Genomic DNA, 17,047 nt, shown 5'->3' with positions numbered 1-17,047 from the left:
GGAGCTCAGGAGGCTCCCAGGGCCGGTTTCAGCGGCGCTTGTCGAGGCAGACCGCGGTGAGCCAGGTCCAGCCGAGTACGACGGCGAGGTCGAACGCGATGATCGTGGGGCGGCTGCCGGCGCCGGCGCTGAGCGCGGCGAAGGCCGCGAAGAACAGGACGCCGGTGATAGCCGAGAAGCGGGCGAAGCCGCGGCGGCGGATCGAGCGGTAGTGCGCGGCGATCACCAGGCAGGCGGCGATCAGGCCGGTGAAGCCGATGCCGCCGGCAACGAAGTGGCCCATGCCGCGAGCGCTGATCTCGGCGTAGTCCGCCGGGGTGCCGACCGGGAAGCCGGCCGCAGGATCCGCGGGGAACGCGGCGGCGAGCAGCAGACCGAAACCGTAGGCACCTACCAGCCATGGTCCCCAGACCCCACCGCGAACCCGGGTGGCGTGCGGACGGCCGGCGAGGGTGCGGCGGAGGCCGACTGCGGCGGCGATCGAGAGTAAGCCGCTCACGATGAAGTTCGTGGTCTGGATCCAGCCGGGACCACCATTGGCGAGCAGGCTGGCGGGGTGGCGGGTGATGTCGAAACCCTCGCGGGTGAACGCCTGCACGAGCCACACCGCGACGTACAGCGGACCGGCGATCGCGCCGCCGGTGAGCAGGGCGCGGGTGGACACGCTCCCGGTCGAAACGGTCACATCGTGAGTAGTCATCTCAAAAATCCTTCCGCAGAGGAGAGTCCGTCACCCCTGCGTCGAGCGGCCGCGCGCCGGTTCGACACCACAGACGAAATAGCCCCGTGAAGTGTGATGTGCGTTTGTTCACGTCACATGCCCTGCCCGGCCGACGTCAGGTGTTTGTTCGATGAGGACAAACGCAAAGGAATGTCATGAACGCAGTGATCGAAGGATTCGGTGGGGAGATCGTCGGACCGGACGACGCGGGGTACGACGCCGCGAGCCGGACCGTGCTGGTCGGGGGCAGCCCGGCGTACGTCCTCAGGCCGGCGAGTGTCGAGGACGTCCAGAAGGCAGTCGCGTACGTCGCCGCGAGCGGGCTCCCGCTGGCTGTCCGAGGCGGCGGGCACGCGTTCGCCGGTTTCGGGACGAACGACGGCGGCGTGGTGATCGACCTGGCCGAACTGGCCGGGATCGAGGTCGTCGACAAGGAGAAGAACGTCGTACGGATCGGCGGCGGCGCCACCTGGGGGCAGGTCGCGGCCGCGCTGGCGCCGCACGGGCTGGCGATCTCGTCCGGTGACACGAAGAGCGTCGGCGTCGGCGGCCTGACGCTGTCGGGCGGGATCGGGTGGAAGGTCCGCAAGTACGGACTGGCGCTCGACCAGTTGGTCGCCGTACAGCTCGTGACCGCCGCGGGTGACGTGGTCCGTGCGTCCGACGACGAGAACCCGGAGCTGTTCTGGGCGATCCGCGGTGGCGGCGGGAACTTCGGGATCGTGACCGCGTTCGAGTTCGCGGCGCACCCGACGACCGAGGTGTACTTCGGCAAGGTCGTGTTCCCGGCGAACGAGATCGCCGAGGTGCTCCAGGGCTGGGCGGAGTATCAGCGCACGGCACCGGCCGAGCTGACGTCGATCGCGGCGTTCGCCAACCCGTTCCTCGGCGGTCCCGAGGCGCCGCTGGAGATCGAGGTCGCGTTCGACGGTGACAACGCGGAGCTCGCCGGCCAGGCGATCGACCCGATCCGTAAGCTCGGCACGGTACTCGCCGACGACGTCGCGCTCCGGCCGTACGCCGAAGTGCTGGTCGACGGCGTGACCCCGCCGCCCGGCATCCAGCTGATCACCCGGAGTGCCTTTGTCGACAAGGATTCCGTTCCCGAGGTGCTGCGGATCCTCGCCGAGACCGGCGCGTCGCAAGGTTCGCCGATCATGTCCGTCCGTACCGTCGGCGGGGCCGTCTCCGAGGTCGCGGCCGACGCGACGGCGTACGCGCATCGCGAGGCGGAGCTGATGTTCGCCACGACCACGATCGGCCCGCCGCCGGTCATCGCGGCGACTGGCCCGGCTCGGCAGGCGCTCTGGGACAAGCTCGCTCCGCAGGTCTCCGGCGCCTACGCGAACTTCCTGTCCGATGCCGAGGACGCCGATGTGGCCGCGGTCTATCCGACGGCGACGTACGAGCGGCTCGCGGCGGTCAAGCGCGAGTACGACCCGGCCAACCTGTTCACCGGCAACCACAATGTGAGGCCGGCATGAGCCCAGAGAACAGCAAGGTCTGGTTCGTCACCGGCTCGTCGCGCGGCCTCGGCCGGCACTTCGTCGAGGCCGCTCTGTCCCGCGGGGACCGGGTGGCCGCGACGGCCCGGAAGAGCCTGAGCGAGTTGGTCGACACGTACGGCGACGCCGTACTCCCGCTCGAGGTCGACGTCACCGACAAGACTGCCGTCTTCGGTGCCGTCGAGCAGGCCAAGGAGCATTTCGGCCGGCTCGACGTGATCGTGAACAACGCCGGCTACGGCCTGTCCGGCGCCATCGAGGAGATCAGCGACCAGCAACTGCGCGACCAACTCGAGACCAACCTCTTCGGTCCGGTCTGGGTGGTCCAGGCAGCGCTGCCCTACCTGCGCGAGCAAGGTAGCGGTCACATCATCCAGATCTCCTCGGTGGCTGGTCTGGTCGGGCTACCGCTCGGCGGCGGCTACTCCGCCTCGAAGTGGGCTCTCGAGGGTCTGAGCGAGGTGCTTGCCCAGGAGGTCGCCGGCTTCGGCGTGAAGGTGACCGTGGTCGAGCCTGGCGGATACGCGACCGACGGCCTGACAGGAGGGGTGGCCGCCACGCCGAATCCGCTGTACGACGCCCACCGGAAGGCGTTCGTGGACTACGTTGCGGCGGTCGAGTTCGACGACCCGGCCGCGGCCGGGCGTGCGATCCTCGAGCTCGCCGACTCCCCCAACCCGCCGCTGCGGGTCTTCTTCGGCCAAGGCCACGAGCTGGTGAAACAGGCGTACGCCGACCGCCTGCAGACCTGGGCGGACTGGGAAGAGCTGTCGCTCAAGGCGATGTAGGTTCGCGATGCAGCCCGACCGCGACGACGATGATCGCAACCGCGGCCAGTTCGGCCGGCCGTGGGAACTGCCGCAGTACGACGGCACCGATCACCGTCGCCGTGGCGGGCAGCAAGGCCAGCATCAACGCGAACGTCGATCGCTTCAACCGCGCCATCGCGAGCTGATCCGCGACGTACGGGATCACCGATGAGCACACGCCGACACCTATCGCTGCGGCGAGCAGTCGTGGATCGGTGAAGGCGGGGACGGCCGCGTGCAGGCCGACGGGTAGCGCGAGCACGGTCGCGACTCCCATTGCGAGCGCGAGTCCGTCGATCCGCTGCAGGCCTTGCGACATCCGGTGACCCAGCACGACGTACGCCGAGAACAGGACCGCGTTGAGGGCGGTGAAGATCAGCCCGATCCAGTCGTGGGACAGCCTGATGTCGGTCAGTACGTAGACACCGGCCACGGCGAGGACCAGCGCCAGCAGGTTGCGCAACGAGCGCACCGCGATCGCCGCCAGCACGATCACGGGCGCGAACTCGGCCGCGGCGACTGTGCCGAGTGGAATCCGGTCGATGGCCAGGTAGAAGCAGCAGTTCATGACCGCGAGCACCGCGCCCCACGCGATCACCAGGCGACGGGTGTCCCAGGACAGCAGCCGCCAAGCCCGCCAGGGCCGACGCCAAGCCGAGAAGATCACCCCGGCCGCGGCGATCCGCAGCCAGGCCACCCCGAGCGGATCGATCCGCGCGAACAGCAGCACCGCGAACGCAGGTCCGAGGTAGTGGAACACCGCGCTGACGATGAAGTAGACCTGCGGCGGGACAGTCCTTCGCATCACCTCACGGTAGGAAGCAGCGGGCCTGGCGACCATGGCGTTCCGGTAAGTCCCGGCCTGTGATCCTTTCCGATGTGATACTGCGGTGGTGTTTGCTGCTCTCGCCGGTTCCCTGGTGCTGCTCGTGTCGCCACTGACTGCTCAAGCGGAGGTGGAGGCCACCCCGGTGAAGACGCTGACGTTCAACATCCATCACGGCGCCGGGGTCGACGGGAAGCTCGACCTCGAGCGGGTCGCGCAGACGATCGAGGCCTCCGGCGCTTCGGTCGTGGGCCTGCAGGAGGTCGACAAGCACTTCGATGCCCGCAGCAACTGGGTCGATCAGCCGGCCTGGCTGGCGGCGCGGCTGAAGATGAACTACGTCTTCGCCGCCAACCTGGACCGGGATCCGCTCGAGCCGGGTAAGCCTCGTCGCCAGTACGGGACGCTGGTGTTGTCGAAGTACCCGATCGTTGACTCGCGCAACAGTCTGCTGCCGTTGCATCCGGGCAGCGAGCAGCGTGGTCTGCTCGAGGCGTTGATCGACGTCGGCGGTACGCCGTTGCGGTTCGCCGACACGCATCTGACCACGATCAACGACGGCGAGCGGATCGAGCAGGTGAACGCGATCGTTGCCCTGCTCAAGGATGCGCCGGAGGCAACGTTGCTGGTCGGCGACTTCAACGCCGTACCGACGTCGGCCGAGGTGAAGACGCTGACCACGCACTGGACCGACACCTGGCCGGAGAAGGGTCTCGGGCTCGGGTTCACCAGTCCGGTGCCGCTGCCGACCAAGCGGATCGACTACCAGCTGCACAGTGCGCAGCTGGCACCGACCGCGGTGTCCGTGCCGGTGAGCTTCGCCTCTGACCACCTACCGGTCGCGGCGACCTATTCGTTGAGCTGAGGCTCGTAGGCGTCGGCCGACCAGCTGGCCGCGGTCTTCGTCACCAGCTTGGCGCCCAGGCGTTCGTAGAACCGGTAGCCGGCCGTGTTCTCGAGGCGGAGGCCCCAGCCGATCGGCAGGCGGTCGGGCAGCGCGTGCCGGGCGAGGCCGAGCATGAGGTGGCGACCGACTCCGGCGTCGCGGAACTGCTCGCGGACGTAGAGGTCGTCCAGCGCGAGCTGATCACCGCCGACCCAGAGGTACGGGCGGCGCAGCGCGGACACGTAGCCCGCGACGTTGCCGTCGACCTCTGCCAGCAGGACGATCACGTCCTCGCGTTCGAGGAATCCTTGCCAATCTGTGACGCTTGCCGTCACGTACTGCTGCTGATCCTGGTAGGCCGCCAGCTCCCCCAGCATGGTCAACACGGTCTCCGCATCCGCGACCACCGCGCGGCGAATCTCAATGGACATGAACCCCTCCGGTTGAAGGCTTGAACACCGGTACGACGATCAACGCAAGGACTGCCGCCACCGCCGCAGTGATCGCGGCGAACGTGAATCCACGAGAGAACCCGGTCGACACCGTCCCGGCGAGACTGGCCGCCGCGACACTCGACACGACCGCGACGCCGAGCGATGCGCCGAACTCGTGGAATGTGCTCAGGATGCCGGACGCCAGGCCCGCCTCCCGATGATCGATCTGCGCGAACGTCGTGGTCGACGACGCGACGAACGCAGCACCGAGTCCTACCGTCCCGACGGTCATCCCGATCACGACCACGGCAGCACCCTCCCAGATCGCGGGGACAGCGACGCCGACCGCGGTGATCACGAACCCGATGACGGCGATCGGCCGCGCGCCGACTCGTCCGACGAGCTGGCCGGCCAGATGCGCGCCGGCGATCGCGGCGATTGCCACCGGCAAGAACAGCAGGCCGGTACGCAGAGCGCCGTACTGCTTGAAGTGCTGTAGATAGAAGGATCCGAGGAAGAACATCGAGATCATCAGGGCGGTTGCGATCAGCAACATGAAGGTGCCTGCGGCAACGGGCCGCCGGGTCAGGATCCGGAGATCCATCAGCGGCCAGCGGACGGAACGCTGGACCCACGCGAAGACGCCGTACAGGACCAGGGCGCCGGCCAGCGTGCCGAGGGTCGCGGCCGAGAGCCAGCCGCGGTCGCCGGCGTTGATCAGCGCGTAGATCGCCGTACCTGTGCCGGCTGTGACGAGAAGGGCGCCGGGTACGTCGAGGCGACCCTGCTGTTCGCCCGGGCGATCGGCGGGGAGCATCCGGAGCAGGAGCACGAACACGATCAGGCCGATCGGCAGGTTGATGTAGAAGACCCATTGCCAGCCCGGGCCGGCGGTGAGCAGGCCGCCGAGCAGTACGCCGATGGCCGAGCCGCCACCGCCCATCGCGGACCAGATGCCGAGCGCCTTGTTGCGCTCGTCGCCGTCGAACGTCTTCGTCACGACGGACAGCGCGGCCGGCGAGAGCATCGCGGCGCCGATGCCCTGGGCGACCCGGCCGCCGAGGAGCATCTCGGGGCCGTTGGCGAGGCCGGTGACGAGCGAGGCCAGCGTGAACACGATCAGGCCGGTCAGTACGACGCGGCGGGAGCCGAACAGGTCGGCGGCGCGGCCGCCCAGCAGCATCAGGCCGCCGAACATCAGCGTGTAGGCGCTGACCACCCAGGTCAGGGTCTCGCGACCGAGCTGGAGATCGGTCTCGATGTTCGGCAGCGCGATCGCCACCACGGTGACGTCGAGGATCAGCATGAACTGCGCGACGGCGAGCAGCCCCAGCAGTCGCCACCGCCGGGGGTCGGGTTCATTCATGGTCATCATCCTTAAGTTGAACAGGCGTGTACGGGTTAGATTGGTACCGTAACTCGTACACTGGTGTTCGACAAGAGGAATTCGTACAGCGGTGTTCGAGATGAGGAATTCGTACAGCGGTGTTCGAGATGAGGAGGGCGTCGATGGCGGTCACCACCAGACGAGCGGACGCGCAGCGGAACATCGCGGCGATCCTGGCCGCGGCCGCGGAGTGCCTGAGCCGCGATCCGGCCGCGAGTACGTCGGAGATCGCGAAGGCGGCCGGAGTCGGACGGGTGACGCTGTACGGCCACTTCCCGTCGAGGGCCGAGCTGGTCGACGCGGTCTTCGTGCAGGCGATCGCGACCGGCGAGGGGACGCTCGGGCAGGTCGATCTGACCGGCGATCCGCGAACGGCGCTGGGACGGCTGATCGAGTCGAGCTGGCAGCTGGTCGACCAGTACCGGTCGCTGTTGCTTGCGGCTCAGGACGCGCTGCCCCCGGGGCGGGTCCAAGAACTGCACGCCGACCCGATGGCACGCGTGGAACGCCTGCTCGAACGCGGCCGCGCCGAGGGCGTCTTCCGCACCGACCTGCCGACGTCGTGGCTGGTCAGCGTCATGCACAACGTGATGCACGGCGCCGCGAGCGAACTCCAGGCCGGCCGCATCACCTCCGACCAGGCCGCGCCGTACATCACCGCGACCCTGCTGGCCGCGTTCACTCCACCGTCGGAGTAGCTACTCCAGCCAGACCGTCTCGAACGTCGGGTTGGCGTGGATGTGGACTGCTTCGTAGCCCCCGGGCCCGGTGCGGAACTTGTGCGGCGTGTCGGCCGGGACGACCAGGATCTGGCCGGCCCTGCCGACGATCTCCTCGGTGCCGACGGTGAACGTCGCCGTACCGCGACGGATGATGAACGTCTCGGCGTACGGGTGCTTGTGCAGCCGCGGACCGGCGCCCTCCTGCGTGGTCGACTCGAGAATCAACGAGACCCCAGCCCCACCAGGCAACTGGGTGTAGTTCTCGGTCCACTCCTCCCCGTCGTCCCGCCCGTCGGCCCGATTGATCACCGCGGCCCCTGATTTCGCGATCTCTGTCATGCGACCCTCCTCGCTAGTCCTAGTCACCGTAACTTTGCACGGGGTCCTTTCAAATCCCTTTCTCTGTACGGCGAAGGCCGGTCTCTGTACGGCGGAGGCCGGCTCCGGCGATGCGGCCGGCTACTGGTGCGAGGCCGGCGACGAGGACTGCGAGTACGGCGACGCTGCCCAGTGCGACCGGTAGCGACCACTGCGAGGAGACCGCGCCCACTGCTGCGGGGCCGATCAGGAATCCGAGGTAGGCGATCGTGGTCACCACGGAGATCGCGCCCGCGCGCCGCTGGGGCCCGGCCCAGGCGCCGGCCATCCCGATGATGGTGGGCGCGCAGACCGACGTACCTAGTCCTGCGACGCCGATGCCGACCAGTGCTATCCACGTGTGGTTGGCGGTTGCCGCAACAAGCGAGCCAACCGCCGCGATGATGCCGCCCATGACCAACAGCTGCACTTGCCGGACCCGCTTCAGAAGCGCATTCCCGGCAAACCGACCGGTGGCAGCCGCGGCGGCGAAGACGGCGGGTGCGATGGACGCGAGCCCGGCCGGTGCGTGCAGCGAGGTATCCAGGTGCACGGCACTCCAGCTCTGCCACGCATTCTCAACCAGATAAGCAATCGCACACAGCACCCCGAACATCAGCAACGCCGGCTCCAACCGCCCCCTCCCCGCCCCCGATCCCCCACCATCACCAGGCAGATCCCGCACACCGCCCGCGGCGGCAGGCTGCGCATCCCGACCACCGCCTGAGGCGGAAGCCTGCGCATCCCGACCACCACCCGCGGGGGTGGTCGGGGCGTGGTGGGTGTTGTTCGAATTGGTGGTGTCCCGCTGTGCCAGGAGGACGAGGGCTGTGATGACGATCAGGGCGCCGGCTCCGCCGAGCACCGGCAGCGCACCGACGCCGGCGGCACGGAGTCCCGCCGTACCTAGGCTTGCGACCACCACCGCGACCGAGAACATGCCGTGCGCGAGGTTCATCACCGGTCGCTCGGTCGCCGCCTCCGCGTGGGATCCGGTCGCGTTGACGGCCACGTCCATCGCGCCGGATGTTGCTCCGAGCAACAACAGCGCCGCGCTCAGCGTGAGGACCGATCCGGCCAGCGCGGGCAGTACGCCGCAGATCGCGAACAGCCCGGTGACGACCGGCAGCACGACACCGCCGTACCGATCGATCAGGTAGCCGGTGAACCGCATCGACACCAGCGCACCGAGCCCGATCATCAGCAGCGCGACGCCAAGCTCACCGTCGTTGACCCCGGCGCCGGTCCGAACCGCAGGCAGAATCGCGCCCCACGCTCCCCAGAACAACCCGAACGCGGCGAACCCGGCAACTGGTTTGAGCACCCGGTCCACGCTAGTGCCTCGTCAAGCAACGTTCCGGTTGTATTCCCGACCTGAGGGTTCTCCCCTGCTGTTGTGCCTTCTCACCTCGTACACCAGCAGAGAAGGCACAACACGCGCGGATAACCCATCCTGTCACGACCGGCGAGCGATCGTTACGACCACAACCTTTCTTGACGAGGCACCAGTACGGCATAGGGTGCGATCTATGCCGCTGTACTCGTTCGAAGGTAAGCGCCCGACCGTTCACCCCGATGCGTGGATCGCGCCGACCGCCACGCTCGTCGGAGATGTGGTCGTCGAGGCCGGGGTCTCGATCTGGTACGGCGCGGTGATCCGCGCCGACCTGGGCACGATCACGATCCGCGCCGGGGCGAACATCCAGGACAACACGGTCATCCACGTCGGTCACAACGGCTGCGAGATCGGCCCGAACGCAACCGTCGGCCACCAGTGTCTCGTCCACGACTGCACGATCGGCGAACAGGCCCTCGTCGGCAACGGCGCAATCGTCCTCGACGGCGCCGTCGTCGGCAAACGCTCCCTGATCGCCGCCGGCTCCACCGTCACCCCCGGCGCCGTCATCCCACCCGAATCAGTAGCGATGGGCAGCCCCGCAAAGAAGATCATCCCGCTGGACGGCACCGCCAAACTCTTCGTAGACCACAACGCCACCGTCTACCACGCCCTAGCCGAACGCCACGCCACCACCGTCGAACTGGTCGAGGAGTAGCACCCGCGTAGCACGCGGGGCAGATCTCAGCTTCTCCAGTGGTAGCGGCGTTCGGGGCGGCCGGTGGTGCCGTAGCGGAGGGTTACTTGGGCTTGGCCTTGGGTGCAGAGGAATTCGAGGTAGCGGCGGGCGCTGACGCGGGAGATGCCGACTTTTTCGGCGCATTCGGCGGCGGAGAGGTTGTCGGGGGTGGCACGGAGGGCGGCGGTGACCAGGGTGGTGGTTTCTTGGCTGAGGCCTTTGGGGAGGCGGTTGACGGTTGGGCGGGCGGGGGCGAGGACCCGGTCGACGTCGGCTTGGGAGGTGACCTGGTCGGGGACGCTGGCGCGGCGGCGGGCGTACTCCTGCAGCCGGGCCCGCAGGTCCTCGAAACCGAAGGGTTTCAGTAGGTAGTTGACGACCCCTTGGCGTACAGCGCCACGCACCGCCTCGGCCTCGCGGGCCGCGGTGATCACGAGGATGTCGACGTCGGGTTGTACGGCGCGCAGCCGCGCAATCAGGTCGATGCCGAACACGTCGGGCAGATAGAGATCGAGCAGCACCAGATCGGGACGCAGCGAGGACAGCGCCGAGACGGCCTGATCGCCGGAGTTCGCCGTACCGACGACTTCGAAGCCGTCCACGCGGTCCACGAAGCCGCGGTGGATGCGGGCGACCATGAAGTCGTCGTCGACGACGAGGACCGTGATCATCGGGCTCCCTCCGGTGTGCGCTGGGCGGACATGCGGGCGACGAACGCCGCGCCGCCGTCGGAATTGTTCGTGACAGCAACCTCGCCGCCGCGCCGGCGGCAGATCAGCCGGGTCATCGCGAGACCGATCCCGCGCTCACCCTCGGCCGCGGCCTTGGTGGTGAAGCCGTGCGCGAACACCTCCTGCGCCAACTCCGGCGCCACGCCAGGACCGGAGTCGCGGACCACGATCTCCACACTGGTCGCGTCCTGTCGCAGTTCGACCTCGACCCACGCGGGCGACAGCGGCGTACCGGACTGGGCCGCCGCGTCGATCGCGTTGTCGACGAGGTTGCCGACCACGGTTGCCACGTCGGCGGACAGTGCGGGGTCGAGCCGGAGCAGCGTCGTCCGTTCGGACACCCGGAGCTCGACGCGGCGTTCGGCCGCGAGCGAGGACTTCGCCATCAGCAGGGCGGCGACCGCGGTGTCGTGGACCCGCCGGGTCACGGTCAGGTCGAGCGACTCACGGTACCGGTTGAGCGCGCCGACGTACGTGACGACCTCGTCGTACTCCCCGATCTGGATCAGGCCGGAGATGGTGTGCAGCTGGTTCGCGAACTCGTGCGTCTGAGCCCGGAGCAGCTCCGCGGACGAACGGAACGAGCCCAGCTCCCGCTCCAGCTGCGCCAGCTCGGTCCGGTCGCGCAGCGTGGTCACCGAGCCGAGCGACCGTCCGTCCTTCAGCACCTCCATCCGGTTCATCACCAGCACGCGCCCACGCCGTACGACGACCGCGTCGCGCGCCTCGTCCTCGCCGGCGAGCACTTCCCGCAACCGGCCCTCGATCCCCAGATCGCCAAGGCTGAGCCCGACCGCGCTCGAAGGGAGGTCGAGCAACCGCCGGCCGACGTCGTTCACCAGCGTGACCCGCAAATGGGGGTCCAAGGCAACGACTCCCTCGGCGAGCCCGTACAGCATCGCCTCCCGGTGCTCGGCCAGACCCGCGATCTCGCGCGGTTCGAGACCGAGCGTCTGCCGCTTGATCCGGCGCGCCAGCAACCACGACCCGAGCAGCCCGAGAAGGCAGGCGATGCCGAGATAGATCGCCAGGTACGACGATGCGCCGCGCAACCGTTGCCAGATCGACGGCGCCTGCTCGCCGACCATGACGGTGCCGATGTGATCGCCGAGCGTCCCGTCCGGGCGGCCGTTCGAATCCGTGCCCTGACTGAGCACCGGGACCTGCGAGACCAACTCCTTCCCATCCCCTAGCCGCAGCTCGCCTGACCATCCGCGTCCCGAGGCCACCCACGGATCACCGAGCGTCAGCGAGCTGCCGATCGTGGTCGGGTTGGTGGCCGCGATGATCCGGCCGTGCGCGTCGGCGACGGTGATCGAGGTGACGCCGGACTGCGTCAATGTTGTCTGCAGCAACGGTGCGAGCACCTCGGCGGGCGCGGGGTGCCGGATGCCGAACCGCAGCGTCTGGTTCCCGGAGAGCTGCTCGGCCAGCGCGGTCACCCGGCGGCCCTCGACCCGGTTGAACGTGGCGGCGGACTGGGCCAGCGAGACCGCGGCGACGGCGACGAGCACAATCACGACGATCGCCAACTGCAGCACGAGCAGCTGCCCGGCCAAGGTCGGACGCCTGACGGCCATATTCACCTCCCATAAGGTCCTGCCGCATGATCACCGCTGCGGCGCTCGAGTGCCACACTTCACCCAGGTTCCGCCCGTGACCACAATGAACTCAACTACCGCTGCGGCCACAACGCAGACGCCGTACCCGCTGGAGGTCCACGATCGTCGCCACCTGATCCCCATCGAAAAGGACACCGCCATGAGGCCGATGCTCTGGGTCACCACAGCAGTGCTCGCGCTGGTCAGCGCGACCGCCTGCGGCGCGACCGCGGACAAATCCGACACGAACGCCGACAGCGGCAAGCCCGCCACCGGGCTGCGGCTGATGGTGCCGAACGCGGCCGGCGGCGGGTACGACACCACCGCCCGGGTCGCGGCCAAGGTGATGGACGACGCGAAGATCGCGACCGGCGTCCAGGTGTTCAACCTGCCCGGAGCCGGCGGCACGGTCGGCCTGCAGCGGACCGTGAACGAGAAGGGCAACGGCAAGCTCGCCATGCAGATGGGGCTCGGCGTGGTGGGCGCGACGTACACCTCGAAGTCGAAGGCGACGCTGACCCAGACCACTCCGCTGGCCAAGCTGATCGAGGAGGCCGGCGCGATCGTCGTACCGAAGAACTCGCCGTACAAGACGATCGGCGACCTGGTCACGGCCTGGAAGGCGAATCCGAAGGGGATGGCGGTCGGCGGCGGCTCGTCGCCGGGCGGCCCGGACCATCTGCTGCCGATGCAGCTCGCGCAGGCCGTCGGCATCAACCCGAAGGACGTCAACTTCGTCTCGTACGACGGCGGCGGCGAACTGCTGCCCGCGCTGCTGGGGAGCAAGATCGCCTTCGGCGCCAGCGGATTCGGTGAGTTCCTCGACCAGGTCCAGAGCGGTCAGGTGCGGGTGCTCGCGGTGACGAGCGAGCAGCCGATCGAGGCGTTGAAGGACGTGCCGACGCTGAAGGGCTCCGGGATCGACCTGGTCTTCACCAACTGGCGCGGGATCGTCGCGCCGCCCGGTATCAGCGACGCGGACAAGAAGGTCTGGATCGACGCCCTGACCAAGATGCACGAGTCGGCGCAGTGGAAGTCCGAACTGGACAAGCACGGCTGGACCGACGCGTTCGTGACCGGTGACGAGTTCGGCAAGTTCCTCACCGACCAGGACAAGGCGGTCGCCGACATCCTGACGAAGCTGGGCCTGGCAGCATGAGCGAGGCCGCGACCAAGCGGCCGGATCGAGCGCAGTACGGCGTGTGCGGGTTCCTGGCGGTGGTCGGCGTCCTGGTGATCGTCGACGCCGCCCGGCTCCAGCACATTGCCAACAGCAACGATCCGATCGGCCCGAAGCCGGTACCGATCGTCCTCGGCGTACTGCTGCTCGTCGTCGCCGTCCTGTACGCCGTGGACGTCGCGCGGGGCGGGACCGGCGAGGCCGAGGAAGGCGAGGACGTCGACGTGACATCCCCCGTCGACTGGCGCACCGTGCTCACACTGATCGCGGCGTTCGTGGTCAACCTGGCGCTGATCGAGCCGCTGGGTTGGGTGATCAGCGGGACCCTGCTGTTCTGGGGATCAGCGTTCGCGCTCGGCAGCCGGCACCACATCCGGAACCTGTTCATCGCTACCGCCCTGGCGCTGATCACGTTCTACGCGTTCGCGATCGGGCTCGGCGTCAACCTGCCGGCCGGCGTACTGCAAGGGATCTTGTGATGGAACTCCTGCAAGGATTCGCAGATGTCCTGACCCCGATCAATCTGCTGCTCGCACTGCTCGGCGTCACCGTCGGTACGGCGGTCGGCGTACTGCCCGGCATCGGGCCGGCGATGACGGTCGCGCTGCTGCTGCCGATCACGTACGGACTCGAACCGGTGCAGGCGTTCATCATGTTCGCCGGCATCTTCTACGGCGGCATGTACGGCGGCTCGACCACGTCGATCCTGTTGAACACGCCCGGCGAGTCGTCATCGGTGGTGACCGCGATCGAAGGCAACAAGATGGCGCGCGCCGGACGGGCCGCGCAGGCGTTGGCGACGGCGGCGATCGGGTCGTTCGTGGCCGGGACGATCGGGACGTTGCTGCTGGTGCTGGTCGCGCCGCAAGTGGTGAAGTTCGCGATCAGCCTGGGCGCGCCGGACTACCTGGCGATCATGCTGCTCGCGTTCGCCGGTGCGACCTCGGTGCTCGGATCGTCCCGGATCCGCGGGTTCGCGGCCTTGCTGCTCGGACTGGTGATCGGGCTGGTCGGGATCGACAAGGTTACCGGCCAGCAGCGGCTCACGTTCGGCGTACCGCAGCTTGCCGATGGCATCGATGTCGTTGTGGTTGCCGTTGGCATCTTCGCGGTCGGCGAGGCGCTCTGGGTCGCGGCCCATCTGCGGCGGAACCCGGGCACGGTGATTCCGGTCGGCCGGCCGTGGATCGGCAAGTCGGACTGGCGGCGTTCGTGGAAGCCGTGGCTCCGCGGCACGGCGTACGGGTTCCCGATCGGCGCGCTGCCCGCGGGCGGGGCCGAGATCCCGACGTTCCTGTCCTATGCGACCGAGAAGAAGCTGTCGAAGCATCCGGAGGAGTTCGGACACGGCGCGATCGAGGGTGTGGCCGGGCCGGAGGCCGCGAACAACGCGTCCGCGGCCGGGACGCTGGTGCCGATGCTGGCCCTCGGTCTGCCGACGAATGCGACCGCGGCGGTGATGCTGGCCGCGTTCACGTCGTACGGCATCCAGCCCGGGCCGCTGCTGTTCCAGCGCGAGCCGAGGCTGGTGTGGGCGCTGATCGCCAGCCTGTTCATCGGCAACCTGATGCTGCTGCTCCTGAACCTGCCGCTGGCGCCGGCCTGGGCGAAGCTACTGCAGATCCCGCGACCGTACCTGTACGCCGGGATCATCTTCTTCGCCTCGATGGGGGCGTACGCCGTGAACGCGCAGCCGCTCGACCTGTTGCTGCTTCTGCTGCTCGGGCTGCTCGGTTTCGGAATGCGGCGATTCGGTCTACCGGTACTGCCGTTGATCATCGGTGTGATCCTCGGCCCGATCGCCGAACGGCAGGCGCGGATGGCGCTGCAACTGTCGAACGGCGATGTCTCCGGGCTGATCGGCGGACCGGTCGCGTACGTGATCTACGCGGTGATCCTGCTGATGATCGCCTGGCCGCTGATCGCGAAACTCCGTCGCAAAATCATGACGAAAGATGTCGTATATTCCGGCGGACAGTAGTCGTATGACGGATTTGCAGCGCGCTTGGCTGGGTGTGGTCTCCGCGGATCACACCCAGCGGGCGGTCGAGGGCGGTTTCATCCAGCTCAACCACGGCAAGCGGTACGGCGTCGCGCGACTGCGGCAGGGCGACGGGTTCGTGATCTACTCGCCGACCGAGCGGTACCGCGAGAAGCAGCCGCTCCGCGCGTTCACCGCGCTGGGCGTGGTCGCGGACGAGGCGCCGTACCAGGCCGAACCGATGAGTATGGGTGAGCGCGGCATCATGCAGCCGTGGCGCCGGCGGATCGAGTTCCTACCCGTGCACCGGGCGGGCATCCGTGAAGTCGAGCTCGAGTTCACCCGGCAGCCGAACTGGGGTTACCAGCTCCGGCGCGGCCTGGTCCCGCTCGACCCCGAAGATTTCGAGGTACTTCGGGCGGCCATGTCAATTCCGTGAGGCCACGTTCGACGTACAGGTATGACGACGACATTCCGGCGGTTACTGATCAACACGTTGGTGGCCAACGTGACGACCACGTTCCTGAGCTTCGGGTTCGCGTTCTGGGTGTACCTGGTGACGCACTCGGTGCTCGCGGCGTCGATCGTCTCCGGCGTCTCGATGCTGATCGGCGCGGCCAGCGGCACGATCTTCGGCGCCGTGGTCGACGCGCACCGCAAGAAGACCGCGATGGCGTTGTCGAGTTCGATCACCGGCGTCGCCTTCACCCTCGCCGGCATCCTGTACGTCGTGGCCGGCCGGCAGCTGACCGATTGGCACGGGCCGTGGTTCTGGGCCTTCACCCTGCTGGTCCTGGTCGGAAGCACTGCCGGGCAGCTGCGGAGCATCGCACTGTCGACCGCGGTCACCCTGCTCGTGCCGGCCGATCGCCGCGACAAGGCGAACGGGCTCGTCGGGACCGTGAATGGCGTCGCGCACCTGGTCACCAGCGTCCTCAGCGGGTTGTCGGTCGGCTTCGTCGGAATGGGCGGCACAGTCGCGATCGCAGTCGTCTTCACCGCCGCCGTACTTGTGCATCTGCTGCTCGCGATCCACATCGACGAACCGCGGCCGGCGCACCATGAGCGGGCCCGGATCGATATCCGTGGCGCGTGGCAGACGATGCGCGGCGTACCCGGGCTGCTTCCGCTGGTTCTGTTCAGCACCTTCAACAACCTGATCATGGGCGTCTTCATGGCGCTGATGGACCCGTACGGTCTCAACCTGTTCTCGGTGCAGTCGTGGGGCCTCGTGCTCGGCCTGACCAGCATCGGCTTCATCGCCGGCGGCGCCCTCGTCGCACGGTTCGGCCTCGGGCGCTCGCCGCTGCGGGTGTTGCTGGTGGCGAATGTCGCGATCGCGATCGTCGGCATGGGTACGGCGGTCCGCGAATGGCAGTCACTGCTGATCGTGGGGATGTTCGGGTTCATGCTGCTGGTGCCGATCGGGGAGGCAGCGGAGCAGACGATCCTGCAGCGGTTGGTGCCGTTCGAGAAGCAAGGGCGGATCTTCGGGTTCGCGCAGAGCATCGAGACTGCATCCACTCCGGTTGCGGCCTTTGCGGTTGGTCCGGCGGCGCAGTTCCTGCTGATCCCGTACATGGAGTCGGCGTCGGGTCGGGAGACGTTCGGCTGGCTGCTCGGGGGCGGGGAGGCGCGCGGGATCGCGCTGGCCTTCGTCGCCGCGAGTCTGCTGATGCTGGTCGTCGTACTGCTGGCGTTCCTGAGCGCGGCGTACCGGCGCTTGAACCTCAGCTACGAGGCTGAGCTGGCGCCTGCGTAGCGAGCGGGACGAATCCTGATCGCGTGGTCCCTCTGGTACCGCCACCACCGCAAACGCGCCCTACAAACGA

At 68.2% G+C, this 17,047-nt stretch carries 18 protein-coding genes; 10 read left to right on the top strand and 8 right to left on the bottom strand.

Going from position 1 to position 17,047, the window contains the following annotated elements; all coding sequences use genetic code 11:
- Positions 1–28: 28 nt before the first annotated feature.
- A complete protein-coding gene (locus OHA10_RS16525; protein ID WP_371407090.1) occupies positions 29–700 on the bottom strand; it encodes a DUF998 domain-containing protein in 672 nt (223 codons plus the stop codon).
- Positions 701–876: 176 nt separating this feature from the next.
- Here OHA10_RS16525 and OHA10_RS16520 point away from each other — a divergent pair, with 176 nt between their 5' ends.
- Positions 877–2,205: an FAD-binding oxidoreductase gene (locus tag OHA10_RS16520; protein ID WP_371407089.1), complete on the top strand. Its 1,329-nt coding sequence runs from the start codon at positions 877–879 to the stop codon at positions 2,203–2,205.
- On the top strand, positions 2,202–3,014 hold the full coding sequence (locus tag OHA10_RS16515) for an SDR family NAD(P)-dependent oxidoreductase (RefSeq protein ID WP_371407088.1): 813 nt from the start codon (positions 2,202–2,204) through the stop codon (positions 3,012–3,014). Before OHA10_RS16520 ends, OHA10_RS16515 begins: the two co-directional genes overlap by 4 nt.
- Here the strand turns inward: OHA10_RS16515 and OHA10_RS16510 are convergent.
- Positions 3,001–3,840: a DMT family transporter gene (locus OHA10_RS16510; RefSeq protein WP_371407087.1), complete on the bottom strand. Its 840-nt coding sequence runs from the start codon at positions 3,838–3,840 to the stop codon at positions 3,001–3,003. The two genes, OHA10_RS16515 and OHA10_RS16510, sit on opposite strands and share 14 nt — an antisense overlap.
- 88 nt (positions 3,841–3,928) lie before the next feature.
- Between OHA10_RS16510 and OHA10_RS16505 the strand changes: the two genes are divergently transcribed.
- Positions 3,929–4,726: an endonuclease/exonuclease/phosphatase family protein gene (locus OHA10_RS16505; protein ID WP_371407086.1), complete on the top strand. Its 798-nt coding sequence runs from the start codon at positions 3,929–3,931 to the stop codon at positions 4,724–4,726.
- Here OHA10_RS16505 and OHA10_RS16500 read toward each other — a convergent pair.
- Both OHA10_RS16500 and OHA10_RS16495 read right to left on the bottom strand, forming a co-directional pair.
- Positions 4,711–5,178, bottom strand: coding sequence for an N-acetyltransferase family protein (locus OHA10_RS16500; protein ID WP_371407085.1), 468 nt, complete (start codon positions 5,176–5,178; stop codon positions 4,711–4,713). The genes OHA10_RS16505 and OHA10_RS16500 overlap by 16 nt on opposite strands.
- A complete protein-coding gene (locus OHA10_RS16495; protein WP_371407084.1) occupies positions 5,168–6,547 on the bottom strand; it encodes an MFS transporter in 1,380 nt (459 codons plus the stop codon). The genes OHA10_RS16500 and OHA10_RS16495 overlap by 11 nt, the downstream gene beginning before the upstream one ends.
- A gap of 143 nt (positions 6,548–6,690) precedes the next feature.
- Between OHA10_RS16495 and OHA10_RS16490 the strand changes: the two genes are divergently transcribed.
- The gene (locus OHA10_RS16490; protein ID WP_371407083.1) at positions 6,691–7,266 is read left to right on the top strand and encodes a TetR/AcrR family transcriptional regulator; all 576 of its coding nucleotides are present in this window, start codon (positions 6,691–6,693) and stop codon (positions 7,264–7,266) included.
- Here OHA10_RS16490 and OHA10_RS16485 read toward each other — a convergent pair whose 3' ends face one another.
- Together OHA10_RS16485 and OHA10_RS16480 are read right to left on the bottom strand one after the other, a co-directional pair.
- Positions 7,267–7,629, bottom strand: a complete 363-nt coding sequence (locus OHA10_RS16485; RefSeq protein WP_371407082.1) for a cupin domain-containing protein — start codon at positions 7,627–7,629, stop codon at positions 7,267–7,269. It abuts the gene before it with no gap.
- A gap of 49 nt (positions 7,630–7,678) precedes the next feature.
- A complete protein-coding gene (locus OHA10_RS16480; RefSeq protein ID WP_371407081.1) occupies positions 7,679–8,971 on the bottom strand; it encodes an MFS transporter in 1,293 nt (430 codons plus the stop codon).
- Between the two features lie 205 nt (positions 8,972–9,176).
- On the opposite strand from OHA10_RS16480, the gene OHA10_RS16475 reads away from it, so the two are divergent.
- Positions 9,177–9,701, top strand: a complete 525-nt coding sequence (locus OHA10_RS16475) for a gamma carbonic anhydrase family protein (RefSeq protein ID WP_371407080.1) — start codon at positions 9,177–9,179, stop codon at positions 9,699–9,701.
- 26 nt (positions 9,702–9,727) lie between these two features.
- Here OHA10_RS16475 and OHA10_RS16470 read toward each other — a convergent pair whose 3' ends face one another.
- Both OHA10_RS16470 and OHA10_RS16465 read right to left on the bottom strand, forming a co-directional pair.
- Complete coding sequence (locus tag OHA10_RS16470; RefSeq protein WP_371407079.1) at positions 9,728–10,393, bottom strand: response regulator; 666 nt, start codon at positions 10,391–10,393, stop codon at positions 9,728–9,730.
- Positions 10,390–12,033, bottom strand: a complete 1,644-nt coding sequence (locus tag OHA10_RS16465; RefSeq protein WP_371407078.1) for an ATP-binding protein — start codon at positions 12,031–12,033, stop codon at positions 10,390–10,392. The genes OHA10_RS16470 and OHA10_RS16465 overlap by 4 nt, the downstream gene beginning before the upstream one ends.
- A gap of 181 nt (positions 12,034–12,214) precedes the next feature.
- On the opposite strand from OHA10_RS16465, the gene OHA10_RS16460 reads away from it, so the two are divergent.
- From OHA10_RS16460 to OHA10_RS16440, 5 genes are read left to right on the top strand one after another with little or no spacing between them, the layout of a single operon-like run.
- On the top strand, positions 12,215–13,213 hold the full coding sequence (locus OHA10_RS16460; protein WP_371407077.1) for a Bug family tripartite tricarboxylate transporter substrate binding protein: 999 nt from the start codon (positions 12,215–12,217) through the stop codon (positions 13,211–13,213).
- Entirely contained in the window at positions 13,210–13,713 is a 504-nt protein-coding gene (locus OHA10_RS16455; RefSeq protein ID WP_371407076.1) for a tripartite tricarboxylate transporter TctB family protein, read from the top strand. The genes OHA10_RS16460 and OHA10_RS16455 overlap by 4 nt, the downstream gene beginning before the upstream one ends.
- Positions 13,713–15,215 (top strand): tripartite tricarboxylate transporter permease, encoded by a 1,503-nt coding sequence (locus OHA10_RS16450; protein WP_371407075.1) that lies wholly within the window; start codon positions 13,713–13,715, stop codon positions 15,213–15,215. Before OHA10_RS16455 ends, OHA10_RS16450 begins: the two co-directional genes overlap by 1 nt.
- 4 nt (positions 15,216–15,219) lie before the next feature.
- Complete coding sequence (locus tag OHA10_RS16445) at positions 15,220–15,654, top strand: EVE domain-containing protein (protein WP_371407074.1); 435 nt, start codon at positions 15,220–15,222, stop codon at positions 15,652–15,654.
- 21 nt (positions 15,655–15,675) lie between these two features.
- A complete protein-coding gene (locus tag OHA10_RS16440; RefSeq protein WP_371407073.1) occupies positions 15,676–16,977 on the top strand; it encodes an MFS transporter in 1,302 nt (433 codons plus the stop codon).
- Positions 16,978–17,047 lie beyond the last annotated feature (70 nt).

It is taken from the genome of Kribbella sp. NBC_00662, from assembly GCF_041430295.1.
Classification (GTDB): Bacteria; Actinomycetota; Actinomycetes; order Propionibacteriales; family Kribbellaceae; genus Kribbella.
Note: the sequence above shows the minus strand (reverse complement) of the source record. Positions and strands in the feature narration are given on the sequence as shown.